Annotated in this window: 16 protein-coding genes; 8 read left to right on the top strand and 8 right to left on the bottom strand. The window is 62.3% G+C overall.

Annotated elements, in window-relative coordinates:
- Positions 1-117 precede the first annotated feature (117 nt).
- The 3 genes from EC919_RS09465 (at position 118) to EC919_RS09455 (ending at position 2952) form a co-directional block, all read left to right on the top strand.
- Complete coding sequence (locus EC919_RS09465) at positions 118-795, top strand: response regulator transcription factor (protein WP_133773304.1); 678 nt, start codon at positions 118-120, stop codon at positions 793-795.
- Positions 796-1074: 279 nt separating this feature from the next.
- Positions 1075-1518, top strand: coding sequence for a Spy/CpxP family protein refolding chaperone (locus EC919_RS09460; RefSeq protein WP_133773302.1), 444 nt, complete (start codon positions 1075-1077; stop codon positions 1516-1518).
- Between the two features lie 93 nt (positions 1519-1611).
- Positions 1612-2952 (top strand): sensor histidine kinase, encoded by a 1341-nt coding sequence (locus EC919_RS09455; protein ID WP_133773300.1) that lies wholly within the window; start codon positions 1612-1614, stop codon positions 2950-2952.
- 108 nt (positions 2953-3060) lie between these two features.
- On the opposite strand, the gene EC919_RS09450 is transcribed toward EC919_RS09455, so the two are convergent.
- Entirely contained in the window at positions 3061-3621 is a 561-nt protein-coding gene (locus EC919_RS09450) for a nitroreductase family protein (protein WP_133773298.1), read from the bottom strand.
- A gap of 174 nt (positions 3622-3795) precedes the next feature.
- Between EC919_RS09450 and EC919_RS09445 the strand changes: the two genes are divergently transcribed.
- A complete protein-coding gene (locus EC919_RS09445; RefSeq protein WP_133773296.1) occupies positions 3796-5250 on the top strand; it encodes a TrkH family potassium uptake protein in 1455 nt (484 codons plus the stop codon).
- 104 nt (positions 5251-5354) lie between these two features.
- A complete protein-coding gene (locus EC919_RS09440; RefSeq protein ID WP_133773294.1) occupies positions 5355-5666 on the top strand; it encodes a DUF962 domain-containing protein in 312 nt (103 codons plus the stop codon).
- 67 nt (positions 5667-5733) lie between these two features.
- Here EC919_RS09440 and EC919_RS09435 read toward each other — a convergent pair whose 3' ends face one another.
- From EC919_RS09435 to recQ, 5 genes are all read right to left on the bottom strand, one after another.
- Positions 5734-6552, bottom strand: coding sequence for a UDP-2,3-diacylglucosamine diphosphatase (locus EC919_RS09435; RefSeq protein ID WP_133773292.1), 819 nt, complete (start codon positions 6550-6552; stop codon positions 5734-5736).
- 120 nt (positions 6553-6672) lie between these two features.
- Positions 6673-6969, bottom strand: a complete 297-nt coding sequence (locus EC919_RS09430; RefSeq protein ID WP_133773291.1) for a SelT/SelW/SelH family protein — start codon at positions 6967-6969, stop codon at positions 6673-6675.
- Between the two features lie 3 nt (positions 6970-6972).
- Positions 6973-9288 (bottom strand): FimV/HubP family polar landmark protein, encoded by a 2316-nt coding sequence (locus EC919_RS09425; RefSeq protein ID WP_133773289.1) that lies wholly within the window; start codon positions 9286-9288, stop codon positions 6973-6975.
- A gap of 143 nt (positions 9289-9431) precedes the next feature.
- The gene (locus tag EC919_RS09420; protein WP_133773287.1) at positions 9432-9866 is read right to left on the bottom strand and encodes a MarR family transcriptional regulator; all 435 of its coding nucleotides are present in this window, start codon (positions 9864-9866) and stop codon (positions 9432-9434) included.
- A gap of 178 nt (positions 9867-10044) precedes the next feature.
- Positions 10045-12171, bottom strand: a complete 2127-nt coding sequence (gene recQ, locus EC919_RS09415) for a DNA helicase RecQ (protein WP_133773285.1) — start codon at positions 12169-12171, stop codon at positions 10045-10047.
- Positions 12172-12381: 210 nt separating this feature from the next.
- Here recQ and EC919_RS09410 point away from each other — a divergent pair, with 210 nt between their 5' ends.
- Complete coding sequence (locus tag EC919_RS09410) at positions 12382-12969, top strand: YecA family protein (protein ID WP_133773283.1); 588 nt, start codon at positions 12382-12384, stop codon at positions 12967-12969.
- Between the two features lie 74 nt (positions 12970-13043).
- On the opposite strand, the gene pap is transcribed toward EC919_RS09410, so the two are convergent.
- Positions 13044-14546 carry a polyphosphate:AMP phosphotransferase gene (gene pap, locus EC919_RS09405; protein ID WP_133773281.1) on the bottom strand — a complete coding sequence of 501 codons (1503 nt, stop codon included), beginning with the start codon at positions 14544-14546 and terminating at the stop codon, positions 13044-13046.
- 153 nt (positions 14547-14699) lie between these two features.
- Entirely contained in the window at positions 14700-19001 is a 4302-nt protein-coding gene (locus tag EC919_RS09400; RefSeq protein WP_166650517.1) for an NEL-type E3 ubiquitin ligase domain-containing protein, read from the bottom strand.
- 136 nt (positions 19002-19137) lie between these two features.
- On the opposite strand from EC919_RS09400, the gene mnmC reads away from it, so the two are divergent.
- Both mnmC and EC919_RS09390 read left to right on the top strand, forming a co-directional pair.
- Positions 19138-21156, top strand: a complete 2019-nt coding sequence (gene mnmC / locus EC919_RS09395) for a bifunctional tRNA (5-methylaminomethyl-2-thiouridine)(34)-methyltransferase MnmD/FAD-dependent 5-carboxymethylaminomethyl-2-thiouridine(34) oxidoreductase MnmC (protein WP_133773277.1) — start codon at positions 19138-19140, stop codon at positions 21154-21156.
- A 148-nt stretch (positions 21157-21304) separates the two neighbouring features.
- Positions 21305-21973 (top strand): ABC transporter ATP-binding protein, encoded by a 669-nt coding sequence (locus EC919_RS09390; RefSeq protein ID WP_133773275.1) that lies wholly within the window; start codon positions 21305-21307, stop codon positions 21971-21973.

The following is a 21973-nucleotide window of genomic DNA, read 5'->3' as shown; positions in this document are numbered from 1 at the left end:
TGATCGAACAATAATGGTGTGTCGCAAAGGGCCGCGCAGCAAGGGTGGCCCTCCATTGCGGTATCTTTGCCAGCGGCTGGCGTAGACGTCGTCGGCAATGGCTAAATTGAGTGAGTCATGAGCGAGCTGTTACTTATTGATGATGACCAGGAGCTGTGTGAGCTCCTGAGCAGTTGGTTGAGTCAGGAAGGCTTTGCCGTGCGCGCCTGCCACGATGGCCTCAGTGCGCGCAAGGCGCTCGCCGAATCCGCACCTGCCGCGGTGGTGCTGGACGTGATGCTGCCCGACGGCAGCGGTCTGGAACTGCTCAAACAACTGCGTACCGATCACCCCGACCTCCCCGTGCTGATGCTGTCGGCCCGCGGCGAACCGCTGGACCGCATTCTCGGTCTGGAGCTGGGTGCCGACGATTATCTGGCCAAGCCCTGCGACCCCCGCGAACTGACGGCGCGTCTGCGCGCCGTGCTGCGCCGCAGCCACCCGACGGCCGTGTCGTCACAGATCGAACTGGGCGACCTGTGTTTCAGTCCGGCGCGGGGCGTGGTCACGATTGACGAGCAGGAATTCACCCTGACCGTTTCCGAAGCGCGCCTGCTTGAGGCCTTGCTCGGCCAGCCCGGTGAACCTCTGGAAAAGCAGGAGCTGGCGCAACTGGCCCTGGGCCGCAAGCTGACCCTGTACGACCGCAGCCTTGATATGCACGTCAGCAACCTGCGCAAGAAGATCGGCCCCCACGCCGACGGCCGCCCGCGCATCGTGGCCCTGCGCAGCCGTGGGTATTACTACGCGGTCTGATCTTCGTGTTTGGGGATAACCATCAGGATTGAGCCATGCCCCCTGTAGGAGCGCGCTTGCCCGCGATTGCGGTGTGTCAGGCGCCATCCTCGTTGCAGGGAGATTGCGTTCGCGGGCAAGCGCGCTCCTACAGTGTGACTACGCGCTCCTCTCTTTGTGTCAGCCGCCCGACGGATCCTCTTTACCCAAGCTTTACCGACGCCTGACCTCGCTTGACCTTGATCTCCCTAAACTGGCCTCAACCGGCACAGAGCCGAAATCGAGACAAGGAGATTCACCATGCGCAAGACTTTGATGGCTTTGATGTTCGCCGCAGCCCTGCCGACCGTAGCAATGGCCATGCCTCCGGAAGGCGGCCCGATGGGTGGCCCTGGCGGCCAAGGCTTCGATGGCCCCGGCATGCATCATCGCAAAGGTCCGATGGACAAGCTGAACCTGACCCCGGAACAACGTCAGCAAGTCGACAAACTGATGGGCGCTCAGTGGCACGGCCGCAACGAGATCGTTCAGAAGTATCTGGCCAAGCTGTCGGCCGCCGATCAGAAGGCGATGAAGGATGAAATGGCCGCTGCCCACGACAAAACCCAGTCCGACGTCCGCGCTTTGCTGACGCCCGAGCAACAGAAGACCTTCGACCAGATGCAGAAGGATGAAGCCCAGCGCCGTGCGGACCGCGCCGAGTTCGAAGCCTGGAAAGCGCAAAAAGCGCAAAAAACCCAGTAACCGGCTGCTGGCGCGGCATTACACTTCCCCCAACCCGACACGCTCCCCGGCGTGTCGGGTTTTCTGTTTGACGAACCGGGTCGAGGGCAGCACGTGCGTTCATTGTTCTGGAGAATCCTGGCGAGCTTCTGGCTGGCTATTGCGTTGGTGGCAGGCCTGTCGATTCTGATGGGGCATGTGCTCAATCAGGACGCCTGGATCCTCAGCCGTCATCCCGGCCTGCACAATTTGCCGCAGAAGTGGGTCGAACTGTACGAAGGCCAGGGCGAGAAATCTGCCCAGGATTATCTGCAAGACCTCAAGCGCAAATACCACATCGACGTTCAGGTGCTGAACGACAGCGGCGAAGCGGTGATTCCGGGCACTTTCCCGCCCCGCGCGGCGGCCTTTGAAGAGCGGCAGAATGACGACACGCGTCCACTGCCGTGGCGGCGCCTGACCACCGAATACACCAGTGACAAAACCGGGGAAACCTACCTGCTGATTTACCGGATCCCTCATCCGGAGCTGGACGCCTGGCACCGCGACAGTCTGGTCTGGCCGCTGAGTGCGCTGGGTATCGCGCTGGTGGTGCTGACGTTGTTCAGCCTGATGGTGACGCTGTCGATCACCCGCCCGTTAAGCCGTTTGCGTGGCGCGGTGCATGATCTCGGCCAGACCACCTACCAGCAGAACAGCCTGGCGCAACTGGCCAACCGCCGCGATGAATTCGGCGTGCTGGCGAACGACTTCAACCGCATGGGCGCCCGCCTGCAAAGTCAGATCAGCAGCCAGCGCCAGTTGCTGCGCGACGTTTCCCATGAACTGCGCTCTCCCCTGGCCCGGCTGCGAATTGCCCTGGCCCTGGCCGAACGCGCCGAGCCGGTGGAGCGCGACAAGCTGTGGCCGCGCCTGACCCGTGAGTGCGACCGGCTGGAAGAGTTGATCAGTGAAATTCTGGCGCTGGCACGACTGGACGCTGACATGGGCAGCGCCACGCCGGTGGATTTGTCAGGGCTGTTGCACCATTTGCAGGCCGAGACGGAGATGGGCAGCGGCGAGCAGACGGTTTCTGTGTCGGTGCAGCCAGACGTGCAGTTACAGGGCTGGCCGAGCGTGCTGGAACGGGCGCTGGATAATCTGCTGCGCAACGCCCTGCGCTTCAATCCGGTGGGACAGCCGATCGAGCTGAGCGCGACCCTTGAGGGGGATGAGTTACGGCTCAGCGTTCGGGACCATGGCCCCGGCGCCAACCCGGAGCATCTGGCGCAGTTGGGCGAGCCGTTCTATCGCGCGCCCAACCAGACCGCACCGGGTTACGGACTGGGTCTGGCAATTGCCAAGCGGGCAGCGGAGAAGCACGGCGGGACGCTGACGCTGGGCAATCACCCGCAGGGTGGATTCGTGGCCAGCATCGTGGTCCCCCGCGAGCTGACCGGTACGCAGTCCCGCTGAATGGGTGCGGTGCCTGGTAGGACCGGCTTCAGCCGGGAAGAGGCCAGTGCAGGCGCCATCCATTTTGCAGCGTGACGCCGAACGCCTTCCCGGCTAAAGCCGGTCCCACTAGCCCTCCCACGCGCTCACAAACCCGGCCACCTCAGGCTTCGCGGGTTCACGAGGCGGGTTTTGCGGGGTACCGAGGTAGAGAAAGCCGACGACTTCTTCGTCGGCTGTCAGCCCCAGCCCTTCGGCGACATGGCGTGTGTAGGACAAGTCCCCCGAGCGCCAGACCGCACCAACGCCTATCGCGTAGGCAGCCAGCAAAATGCCGTGGGCGGCACACCCTGCGGTGATCAGTTGCTCCTTTTTCGGCACCTTGAAATGGTCGGTCAACCTGGCGATGACCACGACCACCAACGGCGCACGCAATGGCCCGTTCCGAGCCTTGTCCAGCGCTTTGGCCTCGACATCGCCGCCTTTGTCGATCAACGCCTGAGCCAGCAGATCACCCATGCGGTTACGTGCGTCGCCTTCGACGGTGAGAAAGCGATAAGGCCGCAAAACGCCGTGGTCGGGCGCGCGAAGGGCAGCGCCGAAGAGGATCTCGCGTTGCTCGGCGTCCGGCGCGGGTTCGATCAAGCGGGGCACGGACACGCGATTAAGCAATACGTCGAGCGCTTCCATTAAGTCGTCTCCAGGAAAAATGACGGGCCATTGTAGTGCCCTGAGTGCAGTCTTGAACTTCAATAACGATTAACCAGGGCATTTACTTACAACACTCTCGGAAACGCCTCGGTTTACACAAACGGGCCCGCGGGTAGAATGGCCGCCCTCTCACTACCTGATCAGAGCGACTGCATGGCGTTGCCGACTCTCCGCATCATCGGTTTCATTATCGGCATCTTCCTGATTACCCTGGCCATCGCCATGGTCGTGCCGATGATCACCCTGATGATCTTCCACCGCACCGCCGACATGCCGTCGTTCCTATGGTCGAGCCTGATCACCTTCCTGTCCGGGCTGGCGCTGGTGGGCCAGGGCCGACCTGAACACGTGCACCTGCGCCCGCGGGACATGTACCTGCTGACGGTCAGCAGCTGGGTCATCGTCTGCATCTTCGCGGCGCTGCCGTTTCTGCTCACGCAACACATCAGCTACACCGACTCCTTCTTCGAAAGCATGTCCGGCATCACCGCAACCGGCTCCACCGTACTCAGCGGCCTGGACACCATGTCTCCCGGCATCCTGATCTGGCGCTCATTGCTGCACTGGCTCGGCGGCATCGGCTTCATCGGCATGGCGGTGGCGATTCTTCCGTTATTGCGCATCGGCGGTATGCGCCTGTTCCAGACCGAGTCGTCGGACCGCTCCGAAAAAGTCATGCCGCGTTCGCACATGGTCGCCAAGTTCATCGTCCTCGTTTATCTCGGCATTACCGTGGTGGGGACGCTGGCGTTCTGGTGGGCGGGGATGAGCCTGTTCGACGCCATCAACCACGCCATGTCGGCGATCTCGACCGGCGGCTTCTCCACCTCGGATCAATCCCTGGCGAAATGGCCGCAACCCGCCGTGCACTGGGTGGCGATCGTGGTGATGATCCTCGGCGCCCTGCCGTTCACCCTGTATGTCGCGACCCTGCGAGGCAATCGCGGGGCGCTGCTCAAGGATCAGCAGGTGCAGGGTTTCCTCGTCCTGCTGCTGGTGATGTGGCTGGTGATGACCGCCTGGTACTGGGCGACAACCGATCTGCCGTGGTACGACGCGTTGCGTCATGTGGCGCTGAACGTGACCTCAGTGGTGACCACCACCGGCTTCGCGCTGGGTGACTACAGCCTGTGGGGCAACTTCGCCCTGATGCTGTTCTTCTATCTGGGGTTCATCGGCGGGTGTTCGGGGTCAACGGCGGGCGGCGTGAAGGTCTTCCGCTTTCAGGTTGCGTACATCCTGCTGCGTGCCAACCTGCACCAATTGATTCACCCGCGCGCGGTGATCAAGCAGAAGTACAACGGTCACCGGCTCGACGACGAGATTGTGCGTTCGATTCTGACCTTCTCTTTTTTCTTCACCTTCACCATCTGCCTGATCGCATTGATGCTGTCGCTGCTGGGGCTGGACTGGATGACCGCGCTGACCGGCGCTGCCAGCACGGTGTCAGGCGTGGGGCCGGGGCTGGGTGAAACCATCGGGCCGGCGGGTAATTTCTCGACGCTGCCGGATGCGGCCAAGTGGATTCTGTCCCTGGGCATGCTGCTCGGTCGGCTGGAAATCATCACGGTGCTGGTGCTGTGCATCCCGGCGTTTTGGCGGCACTAGAGCCCGGCGGGCCGGGACTGTCATTCGCGAAGCTCTGAGAAATTTCGCGAAGAACACGTTGGCTGGACTAAGCTCAGCCAACGCCTGCTTCAGAGTACAGCCCTGTGGAAACAGTGAAGCGTTTTGACCGATTCGCAGACTTCTACCCTTATTATCTGCATGAGCATCGAGACAGCACCTGCCGCCGTTTGCATTTCATCGGCACGAGTCTGGTTATCCTGATTCTGGCATTCGCCGTGCTCGGCGCTCACTGGACATTGCTGTGGGTCCTGCCGCTGGCGGGCTACACCTTCGCCTGGGTCGGCCACTTCTTTTTCGAGAAGAACCGCCCGGCCACGTTCAAGCATCCGTTCTACAGCCTGCTCGGCGATTTCGTGATGTACAAGGACATGCTCAGGGGCAAAGTGCCGTTTTGATCGGCACTTCTCGGCATCACGTATGACGCCTCGCTGCGGCGCCGATTGAGCAAAGAGCTGCCGGCGCTCAGACCGTCTCGCCCACTGGCTGCGGTACTTCCGGACTTTTCGCTTTGAGGTGGGCATCGGCCAGCCGGAACAGCTCGATCGTGCCGTCCCAGTGTTCGATCAAGGCGGTGCAGGACTCGACCCAATCGCCGCAATTGAGGTACTCCACGCCACCCACCTGACGGATTTCGGCGTGGTGAATGTGCCCGCAGACCACCCCGTCCAGCCCGCGCTTTACGCATTCGTGGGCGATGGCTTCCTCGAAGTCACTGATGAAACTCACCGCAGTCTTGACCTTGTGCTTCAGGTACGCCGACAGCGACCAATAGCCGTAGCCGTATTTGGCACGCCAGTGGTTGAGCCAGCGATTGAGGGTCAGGGTGAATTCGTAGGCCGAATCGCCAAGAAACGCCAGCCAGCGGTGGTAACGGGTGATGACGTCGAACTGGTCACCATGGATCACCAGCAGACGACGACCATCGGCGGTCAGGTGCACAGCTTCATCGACCAGCTGGATATTGCCCAGAATGAGCTTCGAATAGCGGCGCAGGAATTCGTCGTGGTTGCCGGTGACGTAGATGACTTCGGTGCCGCGTTTGCTCATGGTCAGCAGGCGGCGGATGACGTTGGTGTGAGCCTGCGGCCAGTACATGCCGCCGCGCATCTTCCAGCCGTCGATGATGTCGCCCACCAGATACACCTTGTCGGCGTGGTATTGCTTGAGAAATCCGGAGAGGTGCTCGGCCTGGCAGTCGCGGGTGCCCAGGTGCACATCGGAGATCCACAAGGTCCGGACACGTTGTTTACGGCTGGGTTTCACGTTCTCGGCAATGCTCATGGACCACCTCCACTTTGGTTTTCCCAAGGGTGGACGCGGCCGGTGATATGAACATGACGGCTGTGTTTAGCTTTGATGACACGACATATCGGTTAACACTTTGCGAGACCCGACGCGCATTCAGGTGTCCAGGCCTGCGTGACGATCGTTGTGCCCCAGATTCCGGGCCGGGTCGATTTGATCGCGCACGCGCTGCTTGAGAACCTTGGCCTCGGGAAATCCGCCGTCGGCCTTGCGCTCCCAGATCTGCACGTCATCGCAGGTGATGCGGAACACGCCGCCGGTGCCCGGAATCAGCGACACCTTGCCGAGATCATCGGTGAAGGTGCTTAACAATTCCTGAGCCAGCCAGGCGGCGCGCAACAGCCATTGGCATTGGGTGCAGTAGGTGATGGTGATTTCAGGCCTGGCGGACATTGATCAGCCCAACCCTGCCAGCAGATCACGGGCCGTCTGCTGCGGGCCGTCGTCGGCGCCGTCGATCACTTCCTGCAACAGCCGGCGGGCCTCGTCGACCTTGCCTTCATCGATCAGCACTTGCGCCTCATTGATCTTGCTCAGCGGCTCTTCGTCCAGACTCAGCAAATCGAAGCCGCCCTCCTCGATCATGAAACTGTCGAGAAAAGCGTCGTCCAGCAAATCGCTGTTGCTCTGCACAATGGCTGCCGGCCCCGGCTCGAACTGCACGTCCATTTCCGGCGGCGTTTCCTCTTCGGCGAAATCGCTGAGGAACCCCTCTTCCGGCATTTCAAAGACCTCGGGCAGTTGCGTGAGGTCGGACGAGAACGAGGCGTCGAGTTCAGGTTCGGCTTCCGGTGCAGGTGCGGGCTTGCGGGGCGCGGGCGTGCTGTCGAACGGATCGACCAGATCCCAGTCGGCGTCCATGGAGAGGTCGTCGAGGTTGAGCTGGAAATCATCGGCCGGGTCAACCGGGTTCAGCGACGCGGCCGGATTTTCGTCCAACTCAGCGGGGTCTGTCAGGCTGAGCTCTGGAGGGGCCTCCGAGGCTTGGCTGGCCGAGACTGTTTGACCCGCCAGCACCGCGGCTGCACCCAGCGCCGCAGCAGGGGCTGCCGCCGAAATCATGGCAGGCGACGCGACTGGCGCGGGCGGCGCTTCGGGCGCAACGGCCTCGGGCTTCAGTTTCGGGTACCGATTACGGATGTCCTGAAGCTTCTGCGCGTCGACGCCCTGGCTCAGGAGGATTCTTTCTTCCTCGTCATACGCTTCCACCTCGCCCTGCTCGCCGAGCAGTTCAAGGATGCGCAGGCGAACATCGGTGCGCTCCGGTTGTTTGTCCAGCGCGTCGCGCAGAATGGCCAGCGCTTCGGCGAAACGACCGTAGGCGATGTAAATGCTCGCACCATCCAGCGCGTCGGTGGCAGCACCGGCCAGGCGTTGACCGGCAGGCGCTGACGAGGCCGGACGCGCGGCCGTGACGGCCGGCACCTCGAAGACTGGCGTCACCGTCGCGGCAGACCTGACCACCGGCTCCACCGGCACGGGCTCGAGAGCCAGCTGGTTTTTGATCCGGTTGCGGCGCACCGACCAGACCAGCGCGAGCAGCAGCAATATCACCAGCAGCGCTGCCAGGACCGACGTCCAGGGGAAGTCATCCTCGGCGGCAACCGGCACCGGCGTCGGCGCTTGTACCGCAGTGGCGGCCGGCGCAGGGATCGGCGCTGACGTCGGCGCCGAAACGACAGGAGCAACGGGCGCCGGTTTGGCCGCCCCCGCCTTGAGTTCGGCGAGCTGGGTCTGCAGCTCGATGATCTGCTTGTCCTTGTCAGCCTCTTCGACAGTGGACGTCTGCACTTGCTGTTTGAGGTCGTCCAGCGTCCTGTTCAACTGCTGGTTTTCCAGCGCCGTCGCCGACAGTTGATCGACGGCGCTCTGATTGGCCGGTGCAGACGATGGGGCAGAGGCCGCCGCCGAAGCGCTGCTGCCTGCAACGGCAGGCGCACTGGCGGCCTTCGGTTCAACGGCGTTGTCCGGCAGCAACAGGCTCTGACCGACTTTCAACTGGCTGCGCTCGCCATTGGGAAACGCTTGCGGATTGAGCGCGACCACGCCTTTCATCAACTCAGCAGAAGAGGTCTTGCTGCCCGGTGCCTGTACCTGACGGGCAATACCCGCCAGCGTGTCGCCGGACACAACCGTGTAATGCTTGCCTTGTCTGGCCTGAGGCGGCGCGACCGGCAGGCGCGATTCATCATTCTTCGCACTGGCCGCCGGCGATTGAGTACGGCTGCGCGTCGCGGCAAGTCCTGTCGCCGATGTCGGCGGATCAAGCAGCACGGTGTATTCATGCAACTGGTCGCCGTTGGGCCGCATCAGCCTGACGAGAAAATTGAGATACGGCTCGGTGACTGCCTTGTGCGATTCGATGTGAATCACACTGCGGTTGCCCCGGATTACCGGGGTGAAACGCAGGTCGTTGAGGAAGAACACGCGATCCACGCCAGCTTTGGCAAAAGCGTCGCGCGGTGCGAGACCGACGACGATTTCCTCGGGGCTCAGCCCGCCCGCTTCAATCAACTCGATATCGGCGTTAAAGGGTTGCCCGAGGGCAGAATGCAGGCTGATTTCGCCCAGACCCAGCGCAGCGGCCACGGAGCTGTGCAGCAACGCGGCCGAGAGGAGCCCGATGGCGAAAAAACCCGAACGAAGACCTGACTGAACGCGAAGGGGCGCACCCCCTTCGCGACGACTACCGGTCTGAAAACTCTTCAGCATGCGAACCCTTTAGAAGACGAGGCAGGCGTCCCTGCACATTCGGTACGCCCGGACACGTCACCCGGGCAGCATCAGTATGGGTGCAAATAGAACAGGATGTTTCGCCCGCATCAATGTATTTGTCGCGGGCGTTCGCGCGGTTTTCAGGATTTTTCGAGATTGGCGAGGATTTTCGAATGAACGCGCATGCACAGGTGCAGCTCTTCTTCGTCGATGCCCTCAAACAACTCGTGGCGCAAGGCGGTAGCGATGGTTTCGATTTTTTCGATCAGCGGCCGCGCGGTATCGCAGAGCACGATCTTTTTCGCCCGACGGTCTTCGAGCACTGCCTGCCTGAGCACCAGCCCCTGATTTTCCAGACTGTCCAGCAGCCGGGCCAGGGTCGGGCCTTCAACGCCCACGCTCTGGGCCAGTTCACGCTGGGTCGGCGGTGCTTTGAAGCGGGCCAGATGCAGCAAAACCAGCCAGCGCGCCTGGGACAATCCCAGATCAGCGAGGCGGCGATCCAGCTCCGCACGCCAGCCCCGGGACATATGGGCCAGCTGCATGCCAAAGCGGTGTTCTTCGGTTAACGGCATAGGTAACTCGATGGTTAAAGGCGATTCCTAATTAATAGGCAGCTAACCATGGAGGCCGGTACGAGGCAAGCGCCTGGACGTGGTGATTCGTCGCAGGGGCCAGGATGCGGCGGGTATGCCTTCGGATTGCTCGGGATGGCTTGAGTGAGCGTGTGCAGCCGGCCGCGACTGCGTCGGGTTAAACCTCAAACTCCGACTGCAACGCCGCGCGCACGCAGTACAGCACCCCTTCGGGTACACGGCCGGTGAACAATTCGGCAATGGCGGCGACAGGGGGCAGCTCGCCTTCGCCGTCGAGGAACGCATCCTGAATCTCGGTCATCAGGTCCTCGGGCAGGTCCAGCGCCTGATCCAGAGAAAGCTGCTGTTTGCCAATGGCTTCGGCGAGCATTGTGTAGACGTTCTTCTCCGAGCACTGCAGTTGCCCGGCGATCTGCATCGGCGTCATGCCGGCGCGGGCAAGGCTGATGAGCTCGTGCCGCACATCGGCGACCACGCGCGGCGCCGGCGCAGCACCGCCGAGCACTTCCAGGAATGCCTCGCCGTAACGCTCCAGCTTGCGCGCGCCCACACCGCTGACCCGGCCCATTTCGGCCATGGTCCCCGGCTGGCTGCGGAGCATTTCCAGCAGAGTTGAATCCGGGAAAATGACATAAGGCGGCACGCCATGTTCTTCCGCCAGCTTGCGTCGCAATGCGCGCAGCGCTTCCCACTGTTCGCGCTCTTCGCCGCGCACCAGCTGGCTCGCCGGGCTGCCGGAGGCTTTGGCGGTGGTCTGCGGTTTCAGATCACGGCGCAGCTGCAAGGTCACTTCGCCACGCAACAACGGCCGGCACGTGTCGCTCAGGCGCAGGCCGCCGTAGCCTTCCAGATCAATGTCGGCCAGACCGCGCGCCACCAGCTGTCGGAACAATGAACGCCATTCCCCTTCGCTGCGGCTTTTGCCGACACCGAACACCGCAAGCTTCTGATGACCGAAGCTCTGCACCTTGTCGTTTTCCTTGCCCAGCAAAACGTCGACCAGATGGCCCACGCCGTAGCGCTGGCCGGTCCGGTAGATCGCTGAAAGCGCCTGTCGCGCCGGTTCGGTGGCATCCCATGTCTGTACGCCGTCGACGCAGTTGTCGCAATGCCCACAAGGGTTGGGCATGATTTCGTCGAAGTAGGCGAGCAACGACTGACGTCGGCAACGGGTCTCTTCACACAGCGCCAGCATCGCGTCGAGCTTGTGCTGTTCGACGCGCTTGTGGCGCTCGTCGCCTTCGGAGTTCTGCAGCATCTGCTTGAGCATCAGGACGTCTTGCAGGCCGTACGCCATCCACGCATCGGCCGGCAGACCGTCGCGCCCTGCCCGGCCAGTCTCCTGGTAATAGGCTTCCAGCGATTTGGGCAGATCCATGTGCGCCACGAAGCGCACGTTGGGCTTGTCGATGCCCATGCCGAACGCAATCGTGGCGACCATGATCAGGCCTTCCTCATTAAGGAAGCGCCGCTGATTGCTGGAGCGGGTTTCGATGGGCAAACCGGCGTGGTACGGCAGCGCCGGGTAGCCGTTGTCGCTGAGGAACGCGGCGGTCTCTTCGACCTTCTTGCGGGACAGGCAATAAACGATGCCGGCGTCGCTGCGCCGCTCGGACAGAAACGCCAGCAACTGCTTGCGCGGCTGTTCCTTGGGCACGATGCGGTAAAAAATATTCGGGCGGTCGAAACTCGACAGGAAGCGCTCGGCGTTCTGCAGGTGCAGACGCTCGACGATTTCCTCGCGCGTGCGCTTGTCGGCCGTGGCGGTCAGGGCGATGCGCGGCACGTCCGGAAACAGCTCGGCCAGTTGCCCCAGTTGCAGGTATTCGGGACGGAAGTCGTGACCCCATTGCGACACGCAGTGGGCTTCGTCGATGGCGAACAGGGCGATCTTGAGGTTCTGCAAAAACGACAGCATGCGCGGCTGGACCAGACGCTCTGGCGCCAGGTACAGCATCTTGATCTCGCCCAGACGAATGCGGTTGGCGAGATCGCGCTGCTGCTCGGCGCTGAGCGTTGAGTTCAGCGCAGCAGCCGAAACTCCAAGCTCTTCCAGCGTGGCTACCTGATCGTCCATCAACGCGATGAGCGGCGAAACCACCACCGCAAGGCCGTCGCGTAACAGGCCCGGCACCTGGAAACACAGGGATTTGCCGCCGCCGGTGGGCATCAGCACCAATGCATCACCGCCACTGGCCACGCGCTCGATAATGGCACCCTGGCGACCACGGAAGCTGTCGTAGCCGAAGATGTCTTTAAGTACGCGTTGAGCCTGGTCGAGCATAAATACCCCGGATGGTGCCGCAACAGCGGTCGAGAATCGCTGTGGAAATCGCAAAGCGCGGCAGTATACCGGAGCGCTCCGACAGATTGGACAGCGGTGACACCGGCGGTCGAAATTAACCGGAATACCGATTCCTGTGGCCTCTGCGCTGGCGCCGGGCGCCCTCAGGGCCTAGAATTCAGCATCGTTTATTCCCAAGGTAGTCTGTCAATGTCCTTCGCTGAGCAATTACACCGCCTGCAAGCCTTCCTCGATGCCGATGAGCTGCATGACGAAGCGCTGGACTATGTAGCCGCCCACGGCTATCTCACCGCGCTGTCCATTTGCGCCGAAACCGTACCCGATCGCGAGTGGATCGACGCACTGTTCGCCGAGCCGCCGCATTACGCCGACGAGGCGCAGCATCAGGAAATCGAAACCACCCTGATCGCGCTCAAAGCGCACATCGCTCGTCAGCTGGCGTCGGACGAAGAGTTCGAATTGCCTTGCGATCTGGACCTGGGCGATGACCCCGACGACTCCGAGCTGCGCGGCTGGTGCATCGGATTCATGGAAGGCGTGTTCTTGCGCGAGTCGGCCTGGTTCGAGAACGATGAAGAGGAAGTCAGCGAGATGCTGCTGCCGATCATGGTCGGCTCAGGTCTGTTCGATGAACAGCCAGAGTTTGCCGACATCGCCGCCGACGCCAACCTGATGGACGACATGATCGTGCAGATTCCGGAAGCGCTGACCGCGCTGTATCTCCTGCTGCAAGCCCCGGATGAAAAACCGGCGATCCTCAAGCCACGCCATCACTAAGCCCCCGGATCATCCTCACCGTTACCGAGTGAGACACGTACGAGCCGACTCCGGCTCGTACGTCCCCCTCCCCGCTACTTGTGTTTCTTGTCACTTTTCTTGAATGCCGCCTCGATCGCTTCGTTGATCGTGCGCAGTACTTTGACCCGCGCCCAGCGTTTGTCGTTGGCCTCGACCAGTGTCCACGGCGCGATTTCGGTGCTGGTGCGATCCACCATGTCGCCCACCGCCTCGCGATACAGCGGCCACTTGCTGCGGTTGCGCCAGTCATCCTCTGTGATTTTGTGGCGTTTGAACGGCACTTTCTCCCGCGCCTGGAAACGCTCCAGCTGGGTTTTGTCGTCGATCGCCAGCCAGAACTTCACCACCACGATGCCGAAGTCCGTGAGCTGCTCTTCGAAATCGTTGATTTCGCTGTAAGCCCTCAGCCAGTCAGCCTCGGAGCAGAAGCCTTCGACCCGCTCGACCAGCACACGCCCATACCATGAACGATCGAACACGGTGAATTTCCCCCGCGCCGGAATCTGCCGCCAGAACCGCCACAGATAAGGCTGAGCCAGTTCGTCCTGACTGGGCGCGGCGATTGGCACGATGTGGTACTGCCTCGGATCCAGGGCTCCGGCGACCCGTTTGATCGCACCGCCCTTGCCCGCGGCATCGTTGCCCTCAAACACCGCCACCAGTGCGTGACGGCGCATGCGTTTGTCGCGCATGAGCCCGGACAGTCGCGCCTGTTCGGTAATCAGTTGCTCGTCGTAATCGTCCTTTTCAAGTGCGAGGGTCATGTCGAGGTTATCGAGCAGGCTCAACTCATTGCTGTTGTGGGGCAAAGGGCCGAGTCCGACAAGATGGGTCGCCCCTTCAGGCGTCTTCAGGGCGTTTTGCAAACCTTCAAGCAGCAGCCGGCCGACGGTCAGACTGCGGTAGTTCGGGTCTACGCCTTCGATGACATGCCAGGGTGCGTAGTCGCGACTGGTGCGGCGCAGCACGCGCTCACCGAAACGCACGAACCGGTCGTAGGTCTTCGATTGCTGCCAGTCCAGCGGGCTGATCCGCCAACTGTGCAGCGGGTCGTCCTTGAGGGTTTTGAGGCGCAGCTTCATGTGCCGCTTGGACAGATGAAACCAGAATTTGAAGATCACTGCGCCTTCGTCAACCAGCATCTTTTCCAGTCGCTCGGCACCATTGATGGCCTGATCCAGCACCGGGTCCTTGAACTGTTTGTGCACCCGACCCTGAATCATCTGGCTGTACCAGTTCCCGAAGAACACGCCGATGCGCCCCTTCGGCGGCAGCTGCCGCCAGTAACGCCAGACCGGCGGATGGGCCAGTTCTTCATCGGTTTGCTGATCGAAGGTGCGCACTTCGATGTAGCGCGGGTCCATCCAGTCGTTGAGCAGTTTGACGGTCTCGCCCTTGCCGGCGCCTTCGATGCCGTTGATCAATACGATGATCTGGCGCTTGCCCTGATCATGCAGTTCGTATTGAGCCTCCAGCAGCGCTTCGCGCAGGGCCGGGACTTCAGCGTCGTATGTTTCGTCGTCGATGGTGTGGCCGATTTCAGCGGATTCGAACATGCAGGGCTCCCTTCAGGATCGCTCTAGACTGGCAGGCGACAGTGCCGATGCAGGTATGACCCCCAACTGTAGCGATGGATCAATGCGGGAGTGACATTCGGTCGCGGTTGAAGCCGAAGGTGGCTGTCATGGGCAGCCACCTCGTGCCGCAGGTTACCAGCCCGCGCGGTACAGATCCGTGAGTTGGCGGAGCATCAATGCTTCGGCAGCTTCGCGCTCGGCAATGAGCGCCACCCCTTGGCGATGATAGTCGTCCGGATCGGTCGGCGGGTGGTCTTCCAGCGCGTTCATGCGCTCGCGCACTGAAGCAGTGGCCAGATCAAGACCCTCCTGGTGCTCCGAGCGCAGCCGCGCATTCCACTGCCGATCATCGACAGCGAACTGCAGAAACCTCGGCCCGCGTTCGGCGTCCAGTACGTGACGGCGGGCATCCAGCAACGCGCCACGATCAACCGCGGCCAGCCGTTCCCAGGCCATGCGGTAAGGCTGCCCCGGCAGGCCGAGATCGTCCGCCAACCCTATCCGGTAGGCGAGCCGTACCTCGGCATGGTCCACGGGCCGGCCGAGGCTCTCACGTCTGGCTATTTCGGCGTCGGCGATCGCCTGCACCTCGTTGAGCCGAAAGAGCTGGCGAATGACGCCCAGCAACGCCTCCGTACGCTGACCCTCGGCCACCCCGAGCAGCGCTCCATGACTGTAAACCGCCACCTGGATGTCACTGAAAATCAGCCGCGCACCGTCCTGGCAGGTTTGATTGGCACCGAACAGGCGGTCATTGGCCATGACCTCAAGCTGGCTGCGCAACGGGGCATCCTGCGCGGCGGTTTCCAGCACGGTCAGCACGTCGCTGGCGAGCTCGGCATGGAACTGGCGAAAGTCCGGGGTCTCCCGCAAACGCTGCAGTAATACCAGCAAATGAGGCGCGCCGGCCGCCTGCTCCACCCGCTCCCATGCTGCCAGCAGCCGCGCGTTCAACACGTCTTCACCTGGCTGTAACCAGTCCTGCGCCGACGCCTCGGGAACACGGCGGCTTGACCCGGCGCGATGGCCGTGGGGCTCGCCGTCGTCCGATGAATCGGAGTCGGTTTCGATCCGGGCGCCCTCTACGTGGATCTCGCGGATGTCCTCCGGGAAGTCGTAATCCAGCTGATAACGATGACCGTAGCCGGTGTCGTTGCGCCAGTAAGCTTCCAGCGCCTCGTGTGTAAAAGGGTTGTTGTAGGCGTATATCACCGTATGCCGGTCGTGATCGGTCGGGTTTTCGATGACCTCGGCAGCGATCTCGGTGATGTGGTTGTCGCTGATGTCCAGCTCATTGAGGGCCAGAGACTGGGTCCATTCAGGCCATTGAGTAAGGCCTGTGTTGTTGATCCACAAGGTCGACAAACGAAGGCGGCTAGTGTCGGTCAGTTCGCCCAGATAAGTGCCTGCCAGGCTCAGTGAGGTGAGTGCGGGAATATCCATCAGCCTGTCCATCACTGGCTGGGCGATCGGCCATGGCATGTTTTCCAGAGACAGGTGCTCCAGATACTGAAGCTGCGGCAGGATGGCCGGCAGCTCGGTTAAACTGCCCTGCACGTTCAGTCGCGTCAGATTAGGGAAATTCGCCAGGAAAGCATCGGCAGCGCCTCTGTCCAGTGCGACGGTGTTCAGCTCGATCTGAGTGATGTCTGTGTAGAAATTCGGCAATGGTGGAAGCTCCGGAATGGCGACGTGCTCCAGAACGAGCCAGCGAGAACCCCGGGGCGCCGTATCGTGGCTGTAGCGCCATGCCCGCCCCAGTGCGTTGGCCACGCGACGTCGCGCCATGCGCTCCCCGTCATTGAGCAGCACGCTCATGTCGTCCGCCTCGGCCCAGGCGATCAGGCTGACGTGGAGTTGATCGTAAGCAGCAATAAGGGCACGGGTTGCGGCCAGCAATTGCTCCAGTGGGCGAGCACGTCGCGCCATGCTGCGGACCTGCTCGGGCAATTCCACGCTCTCCGGATAAAGATGGGTCATGGCCTGGAGCAGTTGCTGTTCGGTCGTGCTTCCGCCCGCAAGCGGCACAGCACCGCGTCCGCTGAGGGGGTAGCCGATGCGCCCGTCGGGCAAACGCTGCGGCGGGCTGAACCGGGTGGGAAATGTCCATTCGCCCAATTGCTCGGCAGCCCATTTCGGTTGCGAGCGGACCCAGTCGAAAACCCTGCGCTTCAAAGCCCGTATCTGGGTGTCAGCATCGTTCAGTCCCATCACCCGACGGCTGTCCTCGGGCAGTACCCGCAGGAGAGCGGAAAACAGGCTGCGCGGTTTTTCCGATGAGTCGGCGCCACCTGTTTGAAACCCTTTGTCGGTTCTGACCATAAAGCATCGGCGCTCGGCGCTTTCGGCGCCAACACTGTCAAGCAATGGCCCTGTGGCACTGCCGTCGCGAATTTCGATACGCAGGTCGGCGGGCCATCCCGGAAAGGTTGCGAGGCTGCGCAATGTCAGGCGTTGCAGATCTCGGTTGACCGTGCTCGGCGTCAGAAAGAAGCCTTCCAGCGCGCGGCTCATCCGGTTTTGACGCAAGTGCATGCGAACCTTACCGGCCACGTCCAGCGGGATGCGTTGAGTGTCGGACATGGCGAGCCTCTGCTCGGCGCTCATTTCTGCAACCAGCGACTGGCCTGCAGACAATGTGAGGGAGGGGAAATCGCGCCTGAGCAGGACAATCAGCGGATCGCTCGACTGTTCGCTGGCGCGGTAGGCCGCCTCGAATGCCTCACTGGACTCTGCCGCTTGCAGACTCAGCCGGAACCGCTTGACAGTGTCGACCAGCTCCGCAGGCGCGGGGAGACGGCCGATGTGCAAGGCCGCCAGGCGTTCCTCATCCACGCCGCTGACCGCCATGATGCGGCTGACCGACTTGTCGTCGATGTCCGCGAACTCCGGATGCAAACGGCGCAGGGCCACGCCGACATCGGTCAAGCGCACACGTCCGGCGGCGTCCCGGGCCGGCACACTGCGCGTGATGAAGGACGGCGGCTGCGCTGCGGCAGCCTCTGCTGCCATTGCGCCGGCCGCCGCACCGGCGGCACCCGTTACCCCCATCAATGCCAGGTTTTGCGCCACACGGCCCAGATGATCCAACGCTTCATCCATGTCGCCATGGCGCCACGCTTCAATACCTTCGAAGGTCTCGTCCAGCAATTGCGCACCGGCGACCAACATCATGGTTTCGCCCAGGCCGGGAACGAACAGCGCGGCGATATTCAGCCCGTCCATGCCGTAGTCCAGCCATTCAGCGAGACGACGATCGCGGGTTTTGCGGTCTTCGTCATCAGTGGGGACCGCCAGTACGCGAGCGTCGTCCTTCACTTGCAGCATGTGGTGAAGATAGACAACATCACCCAGCGCGCCGCCCACCTCGATGGCTTCAAGATCGAGAAAAGCCTTCTGATCCACCTCGGAAACGCTGATCAGCTGTCGGTGAAAACCTTTGCCGCGGGCGACGCTGTGCAGCACGTGGGGCGCCAGTCGCTCATGCAGACGCTTGAAGAAGACCGACTTGCTGCGCTCGGGAATGAACCGGTCGAAGTAGCGCTGGTACGCCTCGGAACGCAGTTTGGTTCTCAGTGCCTGTGTGAAATCTTCCATCGAGGGATAGGACTGAACCGCATTATCCGGTTCTCCCGGCAGGTACACCGTGCAGCGTGTCTGCTCACCGAGCTTGAACAGCAACGCACCGCGCAATTTGCAGCCCAGCATCTGCAAGGTGCAGACCTGAGCGGCCGGGCCAGTGAAGTCGAGCCGCAACAGCGCCTGGTATTGTGCCTCGTCGATCGTCCCCTTGAGGCGCGCGATGTGACAATCGACCCGTAGGGCCAGACGCGCGCGTTCGATGATGCGCGCCTTGATGTCTTTGCTGTCCAGACTGCCGGCCATACCGGGCCGCGCCACGGGATGCAGCACATGACGCAAGTGACGCTGGTACTGGCCGCCCAGGTCCAGCCGGCGGCACAGCTCGATAAATCGACCGGGACGTACGTTCAAAGGATGCACGCTCGCGTGCGCCGCCAAAGCATCAGGCGAGCCACGAACGATGGCAGAGGCGCTTTCGCGATCAGTTTCCCCGACCTCGGCCGCCTCGAAATTCTGCAACGCGGCCGCCAGCAGCGAACGGGTGCTGGAACCCTGCGGTGCAGCCCGGCCCGTCAGCCCTTCGCGCTGGAATCGAGCATGGAAGAAATGGTCACGATCAACATCGAGACCCGGCCCGAATTCGGCCTCGAGGGCCTGGGTCAGCAACGGGCGGGCAAATGCCGGGAGGTCCTGAATAGGCTGGAGCACCTGACTGAGGTCTTCCCGAGCGGCCTGGGCCAGGGTCATGTCCTGGCGCAGGGCATCGCGCATCGCCGGCGTGGCCTGGATGAACCAATGTGGGAGCGTGTTCTGAATGAATGTAGCAGTGAGAGCCTGACTGGCGGTGTTCATCTTACGTCCTTGTTTTTGCAAGTGATCAAAGGCGCACAGATAAACAGGAACGAGCCCGCAAAGTGGCATACATATGTAGTGCACGGCCCACCGGACGCTGGAGTAACATCGCCACCTTGCCTGCTCCGAGCCAAACATGACCACCACTGACCCCAACCAGATCGCCGACGCCCGGATCGCCCACGCCCGGATTGACTGGGACGAACACGGCAATCCGCATTCACGGGTGTTCTCCGACGTTTATTTCTCGACCGAATCGGGCCTGGATGAAACCCGCCATGTGTTCCTGGTCCAGAACGAGCTGCCCGAGCGCTTTGCTGCTTTACCGGCGGGCGGGCGGCTGGTGATCGGCGAAACCGGGTTTGGTACCGGGCTGAATTTCCTGTGTGCCTGGCAGTTGTTCAACGCCCGCGCAGTGGCAGACGCCCGCCTGCATTTCGTCAGCGTCGAGAAATACCCGCTGAGCCGTGCTGATCTTCAGCGCGCATTAGGTTTGTGGCCCGAGCTCAAGGAGCTGGCGGAACAGTTGCTGGGCCGATACGCGGCGGTGTATCAGGGCTTCCAGCGATTGGTGTTCGATGGCGGCCGCGTGACGCTGACCTTGCTGATCGGCGACGCGCTGGACATGCTGCCGCAACTGGACGGGCAGATCGACGCCTGGTTTCTCGACGGTTTCGCGCCCGCGAAAAACCCGGAAATGTGGACGCCCGAGCTGTTCGCCGAGCTGGCGCGGCTGGCGGCACCGGGCTCAACCATCGGCACGTTTACCAGCACGGGCTGGGTGCGCCGGTCACTGAATGCAGCCGGTTTCAAAATGAAGCGCGTGCCGGGAATCGGTCATAAGTGGGAAGTGCTTAAAGGCCGCTTCATCGGCTGGCCTGAAGGCGTGCCAACGCCTCCGCGCGCCAAACCCTGGTTTGCCCGGCCCCGATCAATGCCCCGTTCACCCGACACCCCTCGCACAGCAATGGTGATTGGCGCGGGGCTGGCCGGGTGCGCCACGGCGGCGAGCCTGGCAGCACGCGGTTGGCACGTCAGTCTGCTGGAGCGCCATGGGGATCTGGCGCAAGAAGCATCGGGCAATCCGCAAGGCGTGCTCTACCTCAAGCTGTCGGCCCATGGCACCGCGTTGTCGCAGTTGATCTTGAGCGGATTCGGTCATACCCGACGCTTGCTGGAGCGCCTGCAACGGGGCATCGACTGGGACGACTGTGGCGTACTGCAGCTGGCCTTCGACGAGAAAGAGCAAACAAGGCAGGCGCAACTGGCTGCGGCGTTCCCCGACGATCTGCTGCATGTGCTGGACCGGGCTGACGCCGAGTCACGGGCCGGTATTGGGTTGAAAAGCGGCGGCCTGTTTTACCCACAAGGCGGATGGGTGCATCCGCCAGCGCTGTGCCGCGATCAGGCAAGCGCGACCAATATCAAACTGCTGCCCCACAATGATGCCGTCGAGCTGCGGCGTGAAGGCGGGCTGTGGCAGGCGTGGGATGGCGAGCGCCTGTTGGCCTCGGCGCCAGTCGTGGTGCTGGCGGGCGCAGCCGAGATCAACCGCTTTCCCGCCAGCGCGGACCTTCCACTTAAGCGTATTCGAGGACAAATCACCCGACTGGTTGCGACCCCCGAAAGCCAGGCCCTGAAGACTGTCGTCTGCGCCGAGGGTTACGTGGCGCCCGCGCGCAGCGGCGAACACACGCTGGGCGCAAGCTTCGCCTTCAACAGCGATGACCTGACGCCGAGCACGGCCGAACACCTCGGCAATCTCGAACTGCTCGAAGAAATTTCCGAGGACCTGACCAAGCGGCTGAACGCCAACGATTTGCCCGCCGAGGACCTGCAGGGGCGCGCCGCATTTCGGTGCACCAGCCCGGATTACCTGCCCATCGTCGGGCCGCTGGCGGACCGGGAGGCATTCCTTGAGACGTACGCCGTGCTGCGCAAGGACGCGCGCCAGACGCCGGAGACCGAATGCCCATGGCTCGACGGCCTGTATGTGAACAGCGGTCACGGCTCTCGCGGCCTGATCACTGCGCCACTGTCCGGCGAACTGATCGCCGCCTGGCTGGATGAGGAACCCCTGCCGTTGCCGCGAAGTGTGGCCGAGGCCTGTCACCCCAACCGGTTCGCGCTGCGCGGGCTGATTCGCGGGAAGTAGAAATGCCTGCGGCATTGGCTGGCCAGGCGCCCGTCACCACTATCCGACGCAACTTCTTCGTCCTGCCGAAGATCCACCGTGTGCCAGCTACATCGGCTCCGGCCAAACCGTTATTCTCCAGACCATCCCTTCAATCAGGTGCGTGTCGATGCTGCAAGTCCAGGGTGTGTTCAAGAGCTATGCCACGGCCCAGGGCCCATTGGCCGTTTTGCGTGGCGTGGACCTGCACCTGGATCAGGGTGGCAGTCTGGCGCTGATGGGTGAGTCGGGCAGCGGCAAGAGCACCCTGTTGCATCTGGTGGCCGGGCTGGACCACCTGGACAAGGGCAGTATCGAGGTTGCGGGGCAGCGTCTCGATCAGATGAACGAAGCGCAACTGGCTAACTGGCGGAGAACGGAAATCGGTCTGGTGTTCCAGCAGTTCAACCTTATCGGCAGCCTGAAGGTCGAAGACAACCTGGCTTTTCAAGCACGTCTGGCCGGGCGCTATCAGCCTCAATGGCAGGCCGAACTCACTGAGCGGCTGGGCCTGGGCTCGCTGCTCAAGCGCTACCCCGAACAACTTTCCGGCGGTCAGCAACAGCGCGTTGCGATCGGCCGCGCCCTTGCTTCGCGGCCCGCGCTGCTGCTGGCCGACGAACCTACGGGCAACCTCGACGAAACCACCAGTGATGAAGTGCTGCAACTGTTGCTGGACCTTCTGGCCGACAGCACCACCAGTATGTTGATGGTGACCCACAGCCCGAGGGTAGCCGCGCGATTGCAGCGTCAGGCCGTGTTGCACCTGGGTCGTCTGGTCAGCGAAGGCAAACGCTGA

This window comes from Pseudomonas graminis, from assembly GCF_004364335.1.
Taxonomy (GTDB): Bacteria; Pseudomonadota; Gammaproteobacteria; order Pseudomonadales; family Pseudomonadaceae; genus Aquipseudomonas; species Aquipseudomonas graminis_D.
The sequence above is the reverse complement of the archived record's forward strand: the minus strand, read 5'-3'. Positions and strand labels throughout refer to the sequence as shown.

Excerpts from the sequence above, each read along its gene's own strand:
- EC919_RS09465 (WP_133773304.1), top strand. The coding sequence starts at position 118 with ATGAGCGAGCTGTTACTTATTGATGATGACCAGGAGCTGTGTGAGCTC.
- recQ (WP_133773285.1), bottom strand. The coding sequence starts at position 12,171 with ATGCTCGACCAGGCTCAACGCGTACTTAAAGACATCTTCGGCTACGAC.
- pap (WP_133773281.1), bottom strand. The coding sequence starts at position 14,546 with ATGTTCGAATCCGCTGAAATCGGCCACACCATCGACGACGAAACATAC.
- EC919_RS09410 (WP_133773283.1), top strand. The coding sequence starts at position 12,382 with ATGTCCTTCGCTGAGCAATTACACCGCCTGCAAGCCTTCCTCGATGCC.
- EC919_RS09445 (WP_133773296.1), top strand. The coding sequence starts at position 3,796 with ATGGCGTTGCCGACTCTCCGCATCATCGGTTTCATTATCGGCATCTTC.
- EC919_RS09450 (WP_133773298.1), bottom strand. The coding sequence starts at position 3,621 with ATGGAAGCGCTCGACGTATTGCTTAATCGCGTGTCCGTGCCCCGCTTG.
- EC919_RS09390 (WP_133773275.1), top strand. The coding sequence starts at position 21,305 with ATGCTGCAAGTCCAGGGTGTGTTCAAGAGCTATGCCACGGCCCAGGGC.
- EC919_RS09420 (WP_133773287.1), bottom strand. The coding sequence starts at position 9,866 with ATGCCGTTAACCGAAGAACACCGCTTTGGCATGCAGCTGGCCCATATG.
- mnmC (WP_133773277.1), top strand. The coding sequence starts at position 19,138 with ATGACCACCACTGACCCCAACCAGATCGCCGACGCCCGGATCGCCCAC.
- EC919_RS09460 (WP_133773302.1), top strand. The coding sequence starts at position 1,075 with ATGCGCAAGACTTTGATGGCTTTGATGTTCGCCGCAGCCCTGCCGACC.
- EC919_RS09400 (WP_166650517.1), bottom strand. The coding sequence starts at position 19,001 with ATGAACACCGCCAGTCAGGCTCTCACTGCTACATTCATTCAGAACACG.
- EC919_RS09425 (WP_133773289.1), bottom strand. The coding sequence starts at position 9,288 with ATGCTGAAGAGTTTTCAGACCGGTAGTCGTCGCGAAGGGGGTGCGCCC.
- EC919_RS09435 (WP_133773292.1), bottom strand. The coding sequence starts at position 6,552 with ATGAGCATTGCCGAGAACGTGAAACCCAGCCGTAAACAACGTGTCCGG.
- EC919_RS09430 (WP_133773291.1), bottom strand. The coding sequence starts at position 6,969 with ATGTCCGCCAGGCCTGAAATCACCATCACCTACTGCACCCAATGCCAA.